Below are 16,493 nucleotides of genomic sequence, written 5' to 3'. Positions count from 1 at the left end.
CGCAAATGCGACGGGCCTGCCCAGCCGGGGAGAGGGGGCTAAGGAGATCAAGCGGCGTATTTGGCGACCGCCCCGCCCTGCTGGCTCCAATCGGCATACCATGTGCGGAAAAGCTTATACTGCGCCTCGGCATAGCCGCGCTGGCTGTCGGTCAGCGCGTCGGCCTCATTAAAATGCAACGCATATTCCGCATGGCCTTCGAGCACCATCAGATGCTTATAATAAAGCACGAGGTCCGGCCCCTCGTCGAAGGAGGACAGAACACCAAGCGCCGCATCAAGCTCCTGCGCGCGCTGGCGCGCTTCGGCATCGCCCGCTGCCGCAGCTTGGCTGAGGGCGACCAGATGCAACACTTCGCGCGGCAGCACATTGCCGATCCCGGTGATCGCGCCGGTGGCGCCGCAATTGACAAAACCGTGGAAGACGGTGGTATCCACACCGATCATCAGCGTGACCTCATCATCCCGGCTGGTGATATTCTCCGCCGCATAGCGCAGATCCTCCGCGCCGCCGAACTCCTTGAAGCCGACAAGGTTGGAATGCTCGGCCCGCAGCGCAAAGAACAGATCGGCCCGAGTGGCGAAACCGTAATAAGGGCTGTTGTAGATCACGGCAGGAAGCTCAGGCGCCGCCGAGAGAACCTTTTTGAAGTGATCTTTCTGCGCGGCAACCGACGTGCCGCGCGACAGGATGCGGGGGATCAACATCAGTCCCTTGGCGCCGACCTTCTGCGCATGGGCCGCATGTTCGGCGGCCAGCTTCGTATTCACGGCCCCCGTGCCCACAACCACCGGCACGCCCGCTTCGACCAGACGTTCGACACCTTCCATCCGCTCTGCATCGGTCAGCAGCGGCCAATCACCCATGGACCCACAGTAAACCACCGCGCTCATCCCATCGGCGATCAGCTTTTTGCCCATACGCACCAAAGCGTCGAAGTCAGGTTTCCGGTCTTCGGTGCAGGGGGTCATCAGGGCCGGGATGCAGCCGGAAAAAATCGAAGGGGTCATATATCTCTCCATCATAGAAACCGGCCGCGATACCGCCGGGCTTGGCTGCATCTTAGCTATTGTATTTTATTTGTCGACATAAAATCTGCACATCTCCTATGACGGGCCGTTAAAGGTGCGTTTTCCTATAATTAAAGGTCGATATGCTGCCGCCGATCCCGCGAAATCAGCGCCTGAATCTGCCCCACGATCTGATCTGCATGGGTTGCGGCCAAAGAATCCGCACGACCAATATCCCGCGCCTCAATCGCCGCGATCAAGTCCTCATGTTCCTGCACATACTCACTGGGAAGCTGATCGTCGAAGGACTGGTAATACATCCGCAGCAACCGGCGCCCCTCATCCAACAGCCGCAGACAAAGCGATTCGTAATAGGGGTTGCGCCCCGCCCGGGCGATCTCGGCATGGAACTCCCGGTTCGTCGCGATCATCGACAGCGCGTCCTGCGCCGACACGGCCTTGGCGAACTCCACCTGCCGCGCGCGAATATTGGCCATATCCGCCGGCGTATGAAACTGCGCCGCAAGACGCGTGGTGACACGGTACATCAAGGTCATCGCGTCAAAGAAGGTGTGCAGGTTCATGAAGTCGATATTCGACACGACCGTCGAACGGTTGGGCAGCGTGGTCACCAACCCCTCACTCGCCAACCGCACCAAAGCCTCGCGGATCGGCGTGCGCGACATCGACAGCCGCTCGGAAAGGCGAATCTCGTCGATCGGACTACCCGGCAAGAGGGTCAGATCGAGTATCTCATCACGCAGGATGGAATAGACAAATTGCGCCCCGGACCCGCGCTTGCGTTCCGCCGTTTTAGGTTTGCTACTCATGCGGGGATGCCGCCCTTTCGATGTTCATGGCTCCCCCTCGATAAAGCAACAAATCCCCCGCCCTACAATAGCGCTATCGCCCCCAAAGCTCGCCATTCCCTTCATTTCATCCTTTCTCAAATACCTTCCGCACTCTCCCCAAACGCCACCCCGCGCCAATCGCCCACCCAACCGCCGCCACAAATCGCCCAAAAAAAAGGCATCACTGCCGATGTATCAAGCACAATTCCCGCCAAAAGACTGACCCAAAAAGGCTTTTCCAAAAACTGCAATCGCCGGATTGACAGCGCGAAAGTTGCAACCGCATACTCGACCAATCTGATATTGGTTCAAGAAAGCGGTCCATTGCCCAGCCCCGACACCGGTCCCGACAAGGTTTTGCTCGAAGTGCGCGACTTCAGCCTGCGCTTTCGCGGCGCGCCGAGCGACCAGATCAACCATGTGAATTTTACGGTCCACCCGGGCAAGACGCTCTGCGTCGTCGGGGAAAGCGGTTGCGGGAAAAGCGTGACCTCGCTGGCGATGATGGGGCTGCTGCCGGCCGGTGCGGCGACAATCCGCTCGGGCGAGATGGTTTTCGAAGGTCAGAAGCTCGACCTTGCCGACCATACCGCCATGCGTAAACTGCGCGGCAGTCGGATGACGATGATCTTCCAAGAGCCGATGACCTCGCTCAACCCCGCCTTCCGCATTGGCGAGCAGATCACCGAAGCCGTGCGCGCGCATAGCGATGCCAGCAAATCCGAGGCCGAGGACAAGGCGCTGGCGATCCTCAAGCGGGTCGGCATTCCAGCGGCGGAGAAGCGGATGCGCGACTACCCGCATCAACTCTCCGGCGGCATGCGCCAGCGGGTGATGATCGCCATGGCCTTAGTCAACGACCCCGCGCTCTTGATCGCGGATGAGCCGACGACCGCCCTCGACGTGACCATTCAGGCGCAGATCCTTGAGCTGATCCGCGACCTTCAGGCCGAGACCGATATGGGCACGATCATGATCACCCATGACCTTGGCGTGGTGGCCGAAATCGCGGATACCGTGGCCGTCATGTACGCGGGCACGATCGTCGAAACCGGCCCTGCGGAACGCATCTTTAACGACCCACAGCATCCCTACACGATCGGCCTCATGTCCTCGATCCCGCAGCTTAGCGGTCCCCGCGGACGCTTGGCGACCGTGCCGGGCATGGTGCCGACAACGCAGAACATGCCCCAAGGCTGCCGTTTTGCCACGCGCTGCCCCTTCGCCCAGCCCATCTGCGCACAAGAGCCGCCGCTTGCGCCGCTGGAGGGGGGCCATGCCGTGGCCTGCCATTTCGCCCCGCTGGAGACACATCTGGAGCAGAGCGCATGAGTGACACGATCCTGACAGCGCGCGGGCTGAAGAAACATTTCAAAACCTCGGGCGGCGGATTGGCCAAAGGGGCTACGGTCAAGGCGGTCGATGACGTTTCCTTTGACGTGCGCCGGGGCGAGACTTTTGCCATCGTCGGCGAATCCGGTTGCGGCAAATCCACCCTTGCGCGGCTGTTGATGCGCTTGCTGACGCCGACCGAGGGCGATGTGCAGTTCGACGGTGCGGATGTGCGCAGCCTTTCGGGGCGCGATCTGACCGCCCTGCGCCGGGACATGCAATTCATCTTTCAAGACCCCTTTTCATCGCTCAACCCGCGCATGAGCGTCGGCAAGCTGGTCGGTGAGCCGCTTGAGACCCATTTCCCCCAGATGTCCGCCACCGAGCGGCGCGGCAAAGTGGCCGAACTACTGGCCAAGGTCGGGCTGCGCCCCGAACATGCCGAACGCTACCCGCATGAATTCTCGGGCGGTCAGCGTCAGCGGATCGGGATCGCGCGGGCGCTGGCCTCGGCCCCGAAACTGGTGATCGGGGATGAGCCGGTCTCGGCCCTCGACGTTTCGGTGCAGGCGCAGGTGATCAACCTGCTTGGCGATCTACGGGACGAATTGGGGCTCACCTTGGTTATCATCGCCCATGACCTCGCCGTGATCCGCCATATGAGCGACCGCGTGGCGGTGATGTATCTGGGGCAAATTGTCGAACAGGGCGATGTCGACACGGTCTATAACCACCCGCGCCACCCCTATACCCGCGCGCTCTTGTCGGCCATTCCGGTGGCGGCCCATGGCGCGCGCACGCCGCAGACCGCACTTGAGGGCGAGATGCCCAGCCCGGCGAACCCACCCGCAGGCTGCCGTTTCCACACCCGCTGCCCCTTTGCCAAAGAACGCTGCGCGAGCGAGCCGCCCTCTTTGCGCGAGACCCGCGCGGGCAAGGGCCATGTCGCCGCCTGCCATTACTTCGAAGAGATCGCCGCCGCCACGCCGGACCTCGGCCTTCCCGATGCGCCCGAACGCGCCCCCGGGGCCGCCGCGCGCTTTGCGCTTTACCAAGACGCCATGCGGGACCGGACCACGCTCCGCCCCCGCCAAAACCAAGAATAACAGGCTGAACCAGACTCATTGAAACGACAGGAGAGTTCGACATGACACTGACCAAAATGACACTTGCCGCTGCATTGCTGGGGGCCACGACCCTCGGCGCGCAGGCGGCTGATCTGCGCATCGCGCTGCAATCCGATGCCGATGTGCTGGACCCCGACCAGTCGCGCACCTTCGTGGGTCGCATCGTCTACGCGTCGCTCTGCGACAAGCTGGTGGACATCACACCCGACCTCGAAATCATCCCGCAGCTGGCGACCGAATGGTCCTTTTCCGAAGACGGCAAACAGCTGACCATGAAACTGCGCGACGATGCGGTCTTCCATGACGGCACCCCCTTTGATGCCGAGGCCGTGGCCGCCAACATCGACCGCAGCCAGAACATGGAGACTTCGCGCCGCAAGTCCGAGCTTTCCTCCATCACCGGCGTCGAAGTGCTGGGCAGCCATGAGATCCGCTTTGATCTGGCCGATGCCGATGCCACGCTGATGGCTCAATTCGCCGACCGCGCAGGCATGATGGTCTCCCCCACCGCTGCCGAGGCGGCGGGCGATGACTTTGGCCTGAACCCGGTTTGCTCTGGCCCCTACCAGTTCAAAGAGCGTGTGGCCCAAGACCGCATCGTGCTTGAGAAATTCGCCGACTATTACGATGCCGAGGAATACCACTTCGACACCGTCACCTATCTGCCGATCCCCGACACCACCGTGCGTCTGGCGAACCTGCAATCGGGTGACATCGACATGCTGGAGCGTCTGGCCGCGACCGACCTCGCGCAGGCCGAAGGTGACGACAGCATCAATGTCGAAAGCGCCGTGTCGCTCGGCTATCAGGGCATCACGATCAACGTGGCCAATGGCGAAAAGGGCGACAACCCTTGGGGCAACGACAAACGTCTGCGTCAGGCGCTGAGCTATGCGATCGACCGCGAGGCGATCAATCAGGTCGTCTTCAACGGTGCCTTCGCCGCGGGCAACCAGCCCTTCCCGCCAAACTCCCCTTGGTACAGCACCGATTATCCCGTGCCTGAACGTGACGTGGAAAAGGCCAAGGAACTGCTGGCCGAAGCCGGTTTCGCCGATGGCATCGACCTTGAGGTGCAGGTGCCCAACACCACGATCCCGCTGCAGCTGATGCAGGTCGTGCAGTCCATGGCTGCCGAGGCGGGGATCAACATCTCGATCACCTCCAAGGAATTCGCGACGCTGCTGGCCGATCAATCGGCGGGTGACTATCAGGCGAGCCAGATCGGCTGGTCGGGCCGTGTGGACCCCGATGGCAACATCCACCAGTTCATGACCACCGAGGGCGGGATCAACGATTCCAAATACTCCAACCCCGAAGTGGATGAACTGCTCGACAAGGCGCGCAAGTCCAACGACCAAGACGTGCGCCGCGAGAGCTATACCGCCGCCCGCGCCATCCTGAACGAAGAGATGCCGATCGTGTACCTCTACCACCAGACATGGATCTGGGCGCTGGATTCCGACATCACCGGTTTCACCCCCTATCCTGACGGCATGATCCGCCTTGCGGGCATGAAAAAAGAAGAAGGCTAACCCTTCTGCATCCGCACCGCCGGGCCGGTTCCGGCGGTGCCCCTCCCCTGAGCGAGACGTTTCAAAATGCTGTCCTTCATCCTGCGCCGTCTGGTGATCGCGATCCCGACGATCATCCTGATCTCGGTCTTTGTCTTCACCTTGCAAAAGCTGCTGCCGGGCGACCCGGTGCTGGCCATGGCCGGCGAAGAACGCGACCCGCAGGTGCTGGAGTTCCTGCGCGAGAAATACCGCCTGAACGATCCTATTCCGGTGCAGTATTTCACTTGGATCGGCAACGCGCTGACCGGTGACTTGGGCATTTCGCTGCGCACCAACCAGCCGGTGCTGGAACTCATCGGAGAGAAACTGCCCGTGACCATCCAACTGGCCACGATGGCGATGATTTTTGCCCTGTTGATCGGCGTGCCTGCGGGCATCTTCTCTGCCGTCAAGAAGGGCACCGTGACCGATTATGTGGCCAATGTCGTGGCGCTCTCGGGCCTGTCGATCCCGAACTTCTGGCTGGGCATCATGCTGATCCTGCTGGTCTCGGTGAAATGGAAACTGCTGCCCGCCTCGGGCTATGTGCCGCTGAGCGAAGACCCCATCCGCTCCATCACCGTGATGATCATGCCCGCCTTCGTGCTGGGCACGGCGCTCGCGGCCACGCTGATGCGCCACACCCGCTCGGCCATGCTAAGCGTGCTGAGCAGTGACTACGTCCGCACCGCCCGGGCCAAGGGACTGGTCGAGCGTCGGGTGATCCTCAAACACGCCTTTCGCAACGCGCTGACGCCGATCGTCACCCTGACCGCCCTGCTCTTTGGTGAGCTGATCGCGGGTGCGGTGCTGACCGAACAGATTTTTACCATCCCCGGCTTTGGCAAGCTGGTGGTCGATGCCGTGTTCAACCGCGATTACGCCGTGGTCCAAGGCATCGTGCTCGTCACCGCCGTCGGCTTCATCTTTATGAACCTGCTCGCCGATGTCGCCTATGTGCTGCTGAACCCCCGCCTGAGGAAGCAATAATGGCTCAACCTGCCACCCCCATCACCATCGACGCCGAAAGCGCCGCCGATCCGGTCCTCTCCGCCCGCCCGGAAAACCGGGTTTGGAAGAAGTTCCGCACCCATCGCAGCGCCATGCTGGGCGGCGTGCTGGTGGTCTTCTTCTGCGCCATCGCGCTTTTGGCCCCGCTGCTGCCGATCCCCGACCCCGCCGCCACCGATTGGGGCGCGGTGCGCAAGGGCCCTTCGGCAGCCCATTGGATGGGCACCGATGAGTTGGGCCGCGATGTGCTGAGCCGTCTGGTCTGGGGCGCACAGGCGTCTCTGCTGGCCGGGGTCGTCTCCGTTGCCATCGCGCTTGGGCTTGGCGTGCCTCTGGGCATCGTGGCTGGCTATTTCGGGGGCTGGACCGACGCGGTGATCTCGCGCTGCACCGAAGCATTGCTCGCGGCACCCTTCCTGATCCTCGCCATCGCCCTTGCGGCCTTCCTCGGGCCGAGCCTGACCAACGCGATGATCGCCATCGGCATCTCGGCCACGCCGATCTTCATCCGCCTGACCCGCGGTCAGGTGCTGAGCGTCGCCGCCGAGGATTACGTCGAAAGCGCCCGCGCCATTGGTCTGAGCACGCCGCGCATCCTGCGCCGTTATATCTTCCCCAATGTGCTGCCGCCCGTGTTGGTGCAGGCCACGCTGACCGTCGCCACCGCCATCATCGCCGAGGCGTCGCTCTCCTTCCTTGGCCTTGGCCAGCAGCCGCCCGCGCCCTCTTGGGGGTCGATGCTGAACACGGCGAAGAACTTTCTCAATCAGGCGCCTTGGATGGCGCTTTGGCCCGGCATCGCGATCTTCATGGTCGTGCTTGGCTTCAACCTTCTGGGCGACGGGCTGCGCGACGCGCTCGACCCACGCGAACACTGACCGGAGACGACATGACCCCCTTCACCACCCGCCCCGAGATCCGCGGCTCCTTTGGTGTCACCACTTCGACCCATTGGATCGCCTCGACCGTGGGGTTCGGCATCCTTGAAAAAGGCGGCAACGCCTTTGACGCCGCTGTCGCCGCGGGCTTTGTCCTGCAAGTGGTCGAGCCGCATTTGAACGGCCCGGCGGGCGACCTGCCGATCATCTTTCACGACGCGGAGAAACAGGCGACCAAGGTTGTCTGCGCCCAAGGGGTCAGCCCCGCCGCCGCCAAGCTGGAGCATTTCGAGGCATTGGGGCTCAAGCTGATCCCCGGCTCGGGTCTTCTCTCCACCGTGGTGCCGGGGGCCTTTGACGGCTGGATGCTAATGCTGCGCGACCATGGCACCATGGGTCTGCGCGAGGTGATGCAGCCCGCGATCGACTATGCCCGCGATGGCCATCCGGTGCTGCCGCGCGTGTCGAACACCATCAAGGGGCTGGCCGAATATTTCGCCGCCGAATGGCCCAGCTCCGCCGCGGTCTGGACGCCCGGCGGTGCGGCGCCTGAGCCAAACGCCAACTTCAAGAACCCCGATCTTGCCGCGACCTATGAGCGTTTGGTCAGCGAGGCCGAAGCCACAGGCGAAGACCGCAGCGCACAGATCGAAGCGGCGCGCAAAATCTGGTCCGAAGGTTTCGTGGCAGATGCGATTTTCGACTATCTCGAAGATGCCTGCGTGCATGATGTGTCCGAGCAAAAGAACAGCGCCCTTCTGGCGCGCGAGGACATGGCCAAATGGCAGGCCAGCTATGAGGACACGCTGACCTACGAATACCACGGCTGGACGGTGCATAAGACCCACGCTTGGTCGCAGGGGCCGGTGTTCTTGCAGACCCTCGCGATTCTCAAACATTTCGATCTGGCCGCGATGGATCCGATGGGCGCTTCCTTTACCCATACGGTGATCGAGGCGATGAAACTCGCCTATGCCGACCGCGAGGCCTATTACGGCGACCCCGAGCAGAGCATCATCCCGATGGAAGAGCTGCTTTCTGATGCCTATAACGCGGAACGCGCGAAGCTGGTGAACGGCAAGGCATCGCTTGAGCAGCGCCCCGGCGTGATCGCGGGGCTGGAGCATCTGGCCGAGCGCTATATCGAACGCGCGGCCCGTGATTTCGGCGTTCAGAACGCCGCCCCGCAAGAGCCGACGATGGCGCATCTGACCGAGAAACGCGGCGATACCGTGCATCTCGATGTGATCGACCGCTGGGGCAATATGGTCTCGGCCACGCCCTCAGGCGGGTGGTTGCAGAGCAATCCGGTGGTGCCGGGGCTGGGCTTTCCACTGAACTCCCGCGCGCAGATGTTCTGGCTTGAGCGGGGCCTGCCCACCTCCCTCGCCCCCGGACGGCGTCCGCGCACCACGCTGACCCCCTCTTTCGCCGAACATGCCGATGGGCGGCAGTTGGTCTTTGGCACGCCGGGCGGCGACCAGCAGGACCAATGGCAGCTGATCTGGTTCCTGCGTTTCGTGCACCACGGCCTCGACCTGCAAGAGGGGATGGACGCGCCGCTGTTCCACACGCTGCACTTCCAAAGCAGTTTCTTCCCCCGCCAAGCCCTGCCCGGTGAGATGATGATCGAACCCAATGTTGGCCCTGCGGTGATCGACGCGCTGCGCGCCCGGGGGCATATCGTTACCGTGGCCGAGCCGTGGTCGGTGGGCCGAATGACAGCCGCGCTGCGCAACCCCGATGGCAGCCTTCACGCCGCCGCGACCCCCCGCCTGATGCAGGCCTATGCCGTAGGACGCTGACCCATGACCTATTCCATCATCGCCCGTGATCCCGAAAGCAATGAAATCGGCATCGCCGTGGCCAGCCGCTTTTTCGCCTGCGGTGCCGCCGTGCCCTACATCGGGCGGCGCGTCGCCGTGGCCACGCAGGCGTTCGTCAACCCGCTTTGGGGGACCGAAGGCCGGCGCATGTTGGAAAGCGGCGATCCGGCAGAGGCGCTGTTGAAGGAATTCGCCGCCCGCGATGCGGGGCGCGACATCCGCCAGTGCCACATGCTCGATGCCCAAGGAAACTTCGCCGCGCATACCGGTGCGGGCTGTGTCGATTGGGCCGGGCACCGTGTGGGGACCATTCACTCCGTCGCGGGCAATATGCTGACCGGGCCGGACGTGGTGGAGGCCACGTTCGAGACCTACGCCGCGCGCCATGATCTGCCGATGGCTGAACGTCTGCTCGCCGCCATGCGCGCGGGCGAAGAGGCTGGCGGCGACATGCGCGGGCGCCAAGCCGCGGGGCTGGTGATCCACCGCGGACAGGACCACGCCTATCTCGACCTGCGCGTCGATGACCATGGCGACCCGCTGAGCGAACTTGACCGGCTGCTCGACGTCGCCGGAGAGCGCTATCTCCATGTGGCCGAAGCGATGCCGAGCCTCGACAATTTTTCGGGCACCTCGGACCGCGCGCCGATTGATGCGGCAATCACCCGCGCCGAAGAGGCCCGCAAGGCGGCGGGCAAGCCCAGCCGGTCGCTGGCAACAGATTTAGAGACAAAGAAAGATTAACCATATGAACGCGCTCGATTTCGGCCAGCTTCTGCCCCTTCTCGCCATTGCGGTTTCCGCCGGGGTCTTTGGCGGCATCCTTGCGGGACTGCTTGGTGTGGGCGGCGGTATCGTGATCGTGCCCGCGCTTTATCTTGCGCTGTCGACGGCGGGGATGGACCCGGCGATCACCATGCAGGTGGCGGTGGGCACCTCGCTAGCAACCATCGTCTTTACCTCGCTGTCATCGGGCTATGGCCACTTCAAACGCGGCGCGATTGATATGGACCTGTTGAAACTCTGGGCGCCATCGCTGCTGGTCGGCGTTGTGATCGGCGCGCTTCTGGGGGGCTATGTCTCGGGGCTGATCCTTGTGGGCGTCTTTGCCACCGTGGCCGCACTTGTCGCGCTCGACATGATCTTTCGCAAGACCAAGGACGACCCCACGCCGCGCGGCTTTGCCAAACCGATCTGGGCGATCTTGGGTGTCGTCACCGGCGGGCTGTCGGCGATGATGGGCATCGGGGGCGGCACCATCGGCGTGCCGCTGTTGAACTTTCTGGGCTATGACATTCGCCGTGCCGTCGGCACCTCTGCCGCGATCGGTTTCATCATCGGCCTGCCGGGTGCCGTTGTCTATGCGCTAACCGGGCTCGGCGCCGAGGGGCTGCCGCCCTTCTCGCTTGGCTATGTGAACCTTGCCGCTGCGGCCATCATCATTCCGCTGACCTCCAGCTTTGCCCATGTGGGTGTGAAACTGGCCCATAGCATTCCGCGCCGGGCGCTTCGGTTTGCCTTTGGAATTTTCCTAATGGTAACCTCTCTGCGCATGTTCATTGATTTATTTGAAGCGTTTTCCAACTCATGACACAGACCCCCCAGTCCGCCCCAAGTGAAGATGAATTGGCCGAGCGGCTGCGCGGAGCGATCCGCCAAGGGGACATCCTGAACGACGGGCGGATGCCCCCCGAACGGGCGCTGGCCGAGCATTTCGGCGTGAGCCGGGCGCGGCTGCGACTGGCGCTTGGCCTGTTGCAAGAGGACGGCACAATCTATCGCCGCCACGGCCAAGGCACATTCGCCACACCGCCCCCCGCGACCAATGCCGACAGTCTGCGCCACCTTGCACGACAAGTCACGCCAAGCGACGTGATGGAAGTGCGGCTAGAGGTTGAGCCTGCCCTTGCCGCCCTCGCCGCCGACCGCGCCCGCCCGCAAGAGATCGAGCGGTTGGACCAGTTGATGCGCGCCACGCTGAACCTCAGTGACCCGGACGCCTATGAGGCGGCGGATGACATGTTCCACTACAAGATCGCCGAGATGGCGCGGAATCCGTTGTTCCTTACGGTCTATGAATCCATCCGCGCGGTGCGCCGCGAAGTGGCATGGACCTCGCGCCGCCGCACCTATCACGCCCCCGAAACGCTGCAGGTTCTGGGCGAGCAGCACATGACCCTGAACGACGCCATCGCCCGGCGCGATACGCTCGGCGCCGCCGCCGCGATGGAGCAGCATTTGCTGACCGTTTCCAAAACCCTGCTGCGCGACCGGGTGCGCAAGATCGAACTCGATCTCTGAATCCCCTGTTTCGACTGGTTAAACCGCACGCTGGCCTTCCCCGCTCTGCGGCGGAAAATGTTACAGCTTTGTGACAATTTTGTCCGCCGACGCGCCGGAACAGCTTGCAAACGAAACTGTTCGATGTTCGTATCTGCGCATTATTGTATTTCGCGCCAGATGCGCGGATTCTCAGGGAGGAGAACGCAATGTCTCATAAATACCTATTCGCCGCAGGTCTCACCGCGGCCTTCACACTGACGGGCAGCCTTGCCTTCGCGCAAGAGGATTGCGAGCGCGGCGCCTTGGACAAGATGTTCTGCGACGCCGATGGCGATCTGGTCGCCGATGCGCCGACCGACCCCGATATGCTGAAAGACCCCTCGACGCTGGTTTTCGCCTACACGCCCGTCGAAGACCCCGCGATCTACGAAGACATCTGGACCCCCTTCATTGACCACCTAGAGGATGTGACCGGCAAGGACGTGCAGTTCTTCGCCGTGCAGTCGAACTCCGCCGAGGTCGAGGCGATGCGCTCGGGCCGTCTGCATATCGCCGGTTTCTCCACCGGGCCCACCCCTTTCGCGGTGAACCTCGCGGGCGTCGAGCCCTTCGCGATCATGGGCGCCGAAGATGGCCAGTTCGGCTACAAGCTGCAGGTCTACACGCAGGCCGACAGCGACATCAAAGAGATGAAGGACCTCGCGGGCAAGCGCATCGCGCATACCTCGCCCACCTCGAACTCCGGAAACCAGGCGCCGCGCGCGCTCTTCCCCGATCTGGGCGTCGTGCCGGATGAGGACTACGAAGTGACCTACTCCGGCAGCCACGACCAGTCGATGCTGGGCGTCGTCGCGGGCGACTATGACGCGGCCCCGGTGGCCTCCGAAGTGGTCGACCGCATGGCCGAGCGTGGTCTTTACGACCCCGAGGACGTGCGCATCGTCTGGGAAAGCGACCCCTTCCCGACAACCTCCTACGGCGTGGCGCATGACCTCGCGCCCGAGCTGAAGGAAAAGATCAAGGAAGCGTTCTTCTCCTTCGACTTCGAAGGCACCGCACTGGGTGAAGAATTCGCGGGCGTGAGCAAGTTCGTCCCGATCACCTACAAGGACCAGTGGGCGGTGATCCGTCAGATCCAGAAGGCGAACGGCGTCGAGTACACGCCGCAGGGCCTTGCGGCTGAATAATCGTTCAACACCGGGGCCGGCTTTTGGCCGGCCCCACGTTTAAGGTACAATAAATGCTGAAAATTTCCGACCTCGTGAAACGCTATGGCAGCGGTGATCCGGTGCTGAAGAACCTCGATTTGACAATCGAGGGCGAAAGCGTCGTGTCTATCATCGGTTCCTCCGGCGCGGGCAAATCGACATTGCTGCGCTGCATCAACCGACTGGTGGAGCCGACCTCGGGGTCGATCACGCTCAACGGCACCGAACTGACCAGCCTGCGAGGCCGGAACCTGCGCGCCGCGCGCCGCAAGATCGGCATGGTGTTCCAAGGCTTCAACCTCGTCGACCGTCTGACCGTGATGGAGAACGTCCAGTCCGGTCGCTTGGGCTACATCTCGACATGGTCCGCCGTGACCCGCCGCTATCCGAAAGAAGACATCCGCCGCGCCTATGAGCTGATGGAACGTGTCGGCATCGCGCAATATGCCAACACCCGCGCTGACCAGCTTTCGGGCGGTGAACGCCAGCGTGTCGGCGTGGTCCGCGCCCTGATGCAAGACCCCGACATCCTGCTCGCGGACGAGCCCACCGCCTCGCTCGACCCCAAGACCTCGGAACAGATCATGGGCCTGCTGCGCGACCTCGCCGGTGAGTTGAAGCTGCCGGTGCTAATCAACATCCACAACGTGACCGAGGCCAAGGAATACACCGACCGCATCGTCGGCATGCGCTATGGCCGGATCATTTTCGACGACGTGCCTGCCAAGCTCGACCAAGAGGCGATGGACAAGATCTACGCCGGCAGCCCCCATGCGGACCGCGCCAAAGATGGGGCCGCGGCATGAGCGCGCCACGGGACAGTTGGAAAAAGCCGCCCTTCATCGCCAACCCGGTGCTGCGGTGGGCAGTGATCTTGGGCGCGGTCGCCTATTTCGGCTGGGTCGGTCTGACCATGCCGATTGACTGGAACCGCGTCGCCGAAGGGCTGGGGCGCGCCGGGCGGATTTTCGGCGGGGCCTTTCCGCCCAGTTTCGAACGCTCGGGCCTGCTGATCGACGGCTTTCTTGAGAGCCTCAAGATCGCCATTCTCGCCACTGCGGGCGGGGTGCTTCTGTCGATCCCCATCGCCTTCATGTCCGCGCGCAACGTGGCGCCCAAGCCGATCTTCTACCTCGGCCGCGCCATCATCATCATCGCGCGCAGCTTCCACCCGGTGATCGTCGCGATTCTTTTCGTCAAGGCCGTGGGCTTCGGCCCCTTCGCCGGGGTGCTGACGCTGATCGTCTATTCCATCGGCTTCGTCGCCAAGATGCTGGCCGAGCGGATTGAAGAGATCGACTTCGGTCAGGTCGAGGCCATGCGCGCCGCCGGTGCGCCCTATTTCTCGACGCTGGTTTACGCGATCTTTCCGCAGATCATGCCGCGCCAGATCGGCCTCACGATCTACCAGCTCGACAGCAACCTGCGCGCCTCGGCCGTGGTGGGCATCGTCGGCGCGGGCGGCATCGGTGCGACGCTGGCCAATGCCTTCGGCCGCTATGACTATGACTTCGCTCTGGCCATCACCATGGTCATCGTCGGTGTCATCCTTGTCTCCGAAGCCATCAGCGGCGTGATCAGAAAGCGCATCCAATGACGACGATTGCAGAGAAATTCGGTCGCGACGACTGGACCCGTTTCACCCTGCGCCAGCGCATGACGCGCTACGGCGTGATCTTCGGCTGCGCGCTCGCCATCGCTTGGGCCCTCACCTCGATCGAGGTCATCTGGGCTTGGGTCTGGGGCGCGCCAGAGCAGATTGGCGACCTTTTCGGCCGCATGTATCCGCCTGACCCCAGCAACCTCGAAACCATTCTCAAGGTGCTCTGGGACACGGTAAATATCGCCACCTTCGCCACCACCTTCGCCGTGCTGCTGTCGCTGCCCGTGGCCTATATCGCGGCGCAGAACACAACACCGAACCGTGCCACGCTCTGGCTCGGACGGCTGATCCTCGTGACCTCGCGGTCGGTGAACACGATCATCTGGGCGCTTCTCTTCGTCGCGATCTTCGGCCCCGGCGTGGTGGCGGGGATCCTCGCGATTATGTTCCGCTCCATCGGCTTCATCGGCAAGCTTCTGGGCGAGGCGATTGAGGAGATCGACCGCCGCCCTGTGGAGGCCCTGGAGGCCACCGGCGCCTCGCGGTTCAAGGTCATCGCCTATGCCATCGTGCCGCAGGTCATGCCGACCTTCTGGGCCGTGTCGATCCTGCGGTGGGACATCAACCTGCGTGAATCCACCGTTCTGGGCCTCGTCGGCGCGGGCGGCATCGGGATCATCCTGCAAGGTGCCATCGACACCTTCAACTGGCCCGAGGTCGCCACGATCCTCATCGCGATCATCGTGTTGGTGATCATCGGTGAGGTGATCTCGGCCTTCCTGCGCCGCCGCATCCTGTGAGTGTCGCCATAGACCCCGCGCAGGCGCTGGCCGAATACCAGCGCCTGCGCCCCCGCCTGCCCGCCTGCGACAAGCTTGGCCATGGGGTGGAGGCCGCCCGTTTCCTCGATATCGTCGCGCCCTATGAGTTGATCCTGTTCGACGCCTACGGCGTGCTCAACGTCGGGGAGACCGCGATCAAGGGGGCCGCGCAGACCATCGCCGCCCTGCGCGATATGGGCAAATCCGTCATGGTCGTCAGCAACTCCGCCGCCTATCCCAAGGCGCATATGATGGACCGCTACGCGCGCCTCGGCTTTGATTTCGCAGCAGACGAGGTGGTTACCAGCCGCGAGGCGCTGCTGCACCGCCTCGCGACAGAACCCGCGCGCCGCTGGGGCGTGATGCTGAACCTCGATAAGGACATGGGAGAGATCGCCGACCTCGGCGCGACCGTTCTGGCGGATGATCCGGCAGTCTATGACCGGGCCGAAGGTTTCCTCCTCGTCGGGGCGGATGGGTGGACAGAGGCGCGGCAGGCCCTGTTGGAGGCCAGTCTGAAACGCCAGCCCCGGCCCGTCTTTGTCGGCAACCCCGATCTCGTCGCCCCGCGTGAGGATGGTCTCTCGCTCGAACCCGGCTGGTTCGCGCATCGTCTGATCGACGCGACCGGCGTGGCGGTACATTTCTGCGGCAAGCCCTTTCCCGATATCTTCGATCTGGCCCTCGCCCGGGCAAAGCCCGTCGATCCGGCGCGCGTGCTGATGGTCGGCGACACGCTGCACACCGACATCCTCGGCGGGGCGCAGGCGGGTTTCGCCACGGCGCTGGTCACCGGCCACGGCTCCCTCTTGGGGTTGGAGGTTGGTGCGGCGATCCAAGGCTCGGGCATCGCGCCCGATCATATCGTCACGGAAATTTAGCGGCGCTTTGCTGTGGATTCATTGTCCACAAAGCGCCCCACCCCCATTGCCATTCTGAACATCCGCCGCTAGCAGTTTTCGTGACCTTGTTAATAAGATCGCTGGA

At 63.1% G+C, this 16,493-nt stretch carries 16 protein-coding genes; 14 read left to right on the top strand and 2 right to left on the bottom strand.

Going from position 1 to position 16,493, the window contains the following annotated elements; all coding sequences use genetic code 11:
- Nucleotides 1-47: 47 nt before the first annotated feature.
- Both HKX24_RS13305 and HKX24_RS13300 read right to left on the bottom strand, forming a co-directional pair.
- The gene (locus HKX24_RS13305; protein ID WP_271693896.1) at nucleotides 48-1,010 is read right to left on the bottom strand and encodes a dihydrodipicolinate synthase family protein; all 963 of its coding nucleotides are present in this window, start codon (nucleotides 1,008-1,010) and stop codon (nucleotides 48-50) included.
- A gap of 131 nt (nucleotides 1,011-1,141) precedes the next feature.
- Nucleotides 1,142-1,840: a GntR family transcriptional regulator gene (locus tag HKX24_RS13300; RefSeq protein ID WP_271693898.1), complete on the bottom strand. Its 699-nt coding sequence runs from the start codon at nucleotides 1,838-1,840 to the stop codon at nucleotides 1,142-1,144.
- A gap of 345 nt (nucleotides 1,841-2,185) precedes the next feature.
- Between HKX24_RS13300 and HKX24_RS13295 the strand changes: the two genes are divergently transcribed.
- From HKX24_RS13295 to HKX24_RS13230, 14 genes are all read left to right on the top strand, one after another.
- Nucleotides 2,186-3,193, top strand: a complete 1,008-nt coding sequence (locus tag HKX24_RS13295; RefSeq protein WP_271693900.1) for an ABC transporter ATP-binding protein — start codon at nucleotides 2,186-2,188, stop codon at nucleotides 3,191-3,193.
- Nucleotides 3,190-4,299 (top strand): dipeptide ABC transporter ATP-binding protein, encoded by a 1,110-nt coding sequence (locus HKX24_RS13290; RefSeq protein WP_271693901.1) that lies wholly within the window; start codon nucleotides 3,190-3,192, stop codon nucleotides 4,297-4,299. The genes HKX24_RS13295 and HKX24_RS13290 overlap by 4 nt, the downstream gene beginning before the upstream one ends.
- Nucleotides 4,300-4,340: 41 nt before the next feature.
- Complete coding sequence (locus HKX24_RS13285; RefSeq protein WP_271693902.1) at nucleotides 4,341-5,855, top strand: ABC transporter substrate-binding protein; 1,515 nt, start codon at nucleotides 4,341-4,343, stop codon at nucleotides 5,853-5,855.
- 66 nt (nucleotides 5,856-5,921) lie between these two features.
- A complete protein-coding gene (locus tag HKX24_RS13280; protein ID WP_067264018.1) occupies nucleotides 5,922-6,866 on the top strand; it encodes an ABC transporter permease in 945 nt (314 codons plus the stop codon).
- Nucleotides 6,866-7,765, top strand: a complete 900-nt coding sequence (locus HKX24_RS13275) for an ABC transporter permease (RefSeq protein WP_209219184.1) — start codon at nucleotides 6,866-6,868, stop codon at nucleotides 7,763-7,765. The genes HKX24_RS13280 and HKX24_RS13275 overlap by 1 nt, the downstream gene beginning before the upstream one ends.
- Before the next feature lie 11 nt (nucleotides 7,766-7,776).
- On the top strand, nucleotides 7,777-9,570 hold the full coding sequence (locus tag HKX24_RS13270) for a gamma-glutamyltransferase family protein (protein ID WP_271693903.1): 1,794 nt from the start codon (nucleotides 7,777-7,779) through the stop codon (nucleotides 9,568-9,570).
- Between the two features lie 3 nt (nucleotides 9,571-9,573).
- Complete coding sequence (locus tag HKX24_RS13265; RefSeq protein ID WP_271693905.1) at nucleotides 9,574-10,335, top strand: DUF1028 domain-containing protein; 762 nt, start codon at nucleotides 9,574-9,576, stop codon at nucleotides 10,333-10,335.
- Nucleotides 10,336-10,339: 4 nt separating this feature from the next.
- On the top strand, nucleotides 10,340-11,182 hold the full coding sequence (locus HKX24_RS13260) for a sulfite exporter TauE/SafE family protein (RefSeq protein WP_271693906.1): 843 nt from the start codon (nucleotides 10,340-10,342) through the stop codon (nucleotides 11,180-11,182).
- Nucleotides 11,179-11,892, top strand: coding sequence for an FCD domain-containing protein (locus HKX24_RS13255; RefSeq protein WP_271693907.1), 714 nt, complete (start codon nucleotides 11,179-11,181; stop codon nucleotides 11,890-11,892). The genes HKX24_RS13260 and HKX24_RS13255 overlap by 4 nt, the downstream gene beginning before the upstream one ends.
- 188 nt (nucleotides 11,893-12,080) lie before the next feature.
- Nucleotides 12,081-13,061, top strand: coding sequence for a phosphate/phosphite/phosphonate ABC transporter substrate-binding protein (phnD, locus tag HKX24_RS13250; RefSeq protein WP_271693908.1), 981 nt, complete (start codon nucleotides 12,081-12,083; stop codon nucleotides 13,059-13,061).
- A gap of 53 nt (nucleotides 13,062-13,114) precedes the next feature.
- Nucleotides 13,115-13,888 (top strand): phosphonate ABC transporter ATP-binding protein, encoded by a 774-nt coding sequence (phnC, locus tag HKX24_RS13245; RefSeq protein WP_271693909.1) that lies wholly within the window; start codon nucleotides 13,115-13,117, stop codon nucleotides 13,886-13,888.
- Nucleotides 13,885-14,679, top strand: a complete 795-nt coding sequence (gene phnE, locus HKX24_RS13240) for a phosphonate ABC transporter, permease protein PhnE (RefSeq protein ID WP_271693910.1) — start codon at nucleotides 13,885-13,887, stop codon at nucleotides 14,677-14,679. Before phnC ends, phnE (HKX24_RS13240) begins: the two co-directional genes overlap by 4 nt.
- Entirely contained in the window at nucleotides 14,676-15,485 is an 810-nt protein-coding gene (gene phnE / locus HKX24_RS13235) for a phosphonate ABC transporter, permease protein PhnE (protein WP_271693911.1), read from the top strand. The genes phnE (HKX24_RS13240) and phnE (HKX24_RS13235) overlap by 4 nt, the downstream gene beginning before the upstream one ends.
- On the top strand, nucleotides 15,482-16,387 hold the full coding sequence (locus tag HKX24_RS13230) for an HAD-IIA family hydrolase (RefSeq protein WP_276154050.1): 906 nt from the start codon (nucleotides 15,482-15,484) through the stop codon (nucleotides 16,385-16,387). Before phnE (HKX24_RS13235) ends, HKX24_RS13230 begins: the two co-directional genes overlap by 4 nt.
- Nucleotides 16,388-16,493: the final 106 nt, after the last annotated feature.

The sequence above is a fragment of the Sulfitobacter sp. M85 genome (assembly GCF_029285915.1).
GTDB lineage: Bacteria > Pseudomonadota > Alphaproteobacteria > Rhodobacterales > Rhodobacteraceae > Sulfitobacter > Sulfitobacter faviae.
This window is presented reverse-complemented; position numbering and strand designations above follow the sequence as displayed.

What these genes read in the sequence shown, in the direction of transcription:
- HKX24_RS13305 (WP_271693896.1), bottom strand. Translation starts at nt 1,010, where the DNA reads ATGACCCCTTCGATTTTTTCCGGCTGCATCCCGGCCCTGATGACCCCC.
- HKX24_RS13300 (WP_271693898.1), bottom strand. Translation starts at nt 1,840, where the DNA reads ATGAGTAGCAAACCTAAAACGGCGGAACGCAAGCGCGGGTCCGGGGCG.
- HKX24_RS13290 (WP_271693901.1), top strand. Translation starts at nt 3,190, where the DNA reads ATGAGTGACACGATCCTGACAGCGCGCGGGCTGAAGAAACATTTCAAA.
- HKX24_RS13285 (WP_271693902.1), top strand. Translation starts at nt 4,341, where the DNA reads ATGACACTGACCAAAATGACACTTGCCGCTGCATTGCTGGGGGCCACG.
- HKX24_RS13280 (WP_067264018.1), top strand. Translation starts at nt 5,922, where the DNA reads ATGCTGTCCTTCATCCTGCGCCGTCTGGTGATCGCGATCCCGACGATC.
- HKX24_RS13275 (WP_209219184.1), top strand. Translation starts at nt 6,866, where the DNA reads ATGGCTCAACCTGCCACCCCCATCACCATCGACGCCGAAAGCGCCGCC.
- HKX24_RS13270 (WP_271693903.1), top strand. Translation starts at nt 7,777, where the DNA reads ATGACCCCCTTCACCACCCGCCCCGAGATCCGCGGCTCCTTTGGTGTC.
- HKX24_RS13265 (WP_271693905.1), top strand. Translation starts at nt 9,574, where the DNA reads ATGACCTATTCCATCATCGCCCGTGATCCCGAAAGCAATGAAATCGGC.
- HKX24_RS13260 (WP_271693906.1), top strand. Translation starts at nt 10,340, where the DNA reads ATGAACGCGCTCGATTTCGGCCAGCTTCTGCCCCTTCTCGCCATTGCG.
- HKX24_RS13255 (WP_271693907.1), top strand. Translation starts at nt 11,179, where the DNA reads ATGACACAGACCCCCCAGTCCGCCCCAAGTGAAGATGAATTGGCCGAG.
- phnD (WP_271693908.1), top strand. Translation starts at nt 12,081, where the DNA reads ATGTCTCATAAATACCTATTCGCCGCAGGTCTCACCGCGGCCTTCACA.
- phnC (WP_271693909.1), top strand. Translation starts at nt 13,115, where the DNA reads ATGCTGAAAATTTCCGACCTCGTGAAACGCTATGGCAGCGGTGATCCG.
- phnE (WP_271693910.1), top strand. Translation starts at nt 13,885, where the DNA reads ATGAGCGCGCCACGGGACAGTTGGAAAAAGCCGCCCTTCATCGCCAAC.
- phnE (WP_271693911.1), top strand. Translation starts at nt 14,676, where the DNA reads ATGACGACGATTGCAGAGAAATTCGGTCGCGACGACTGGACCCGTTTC.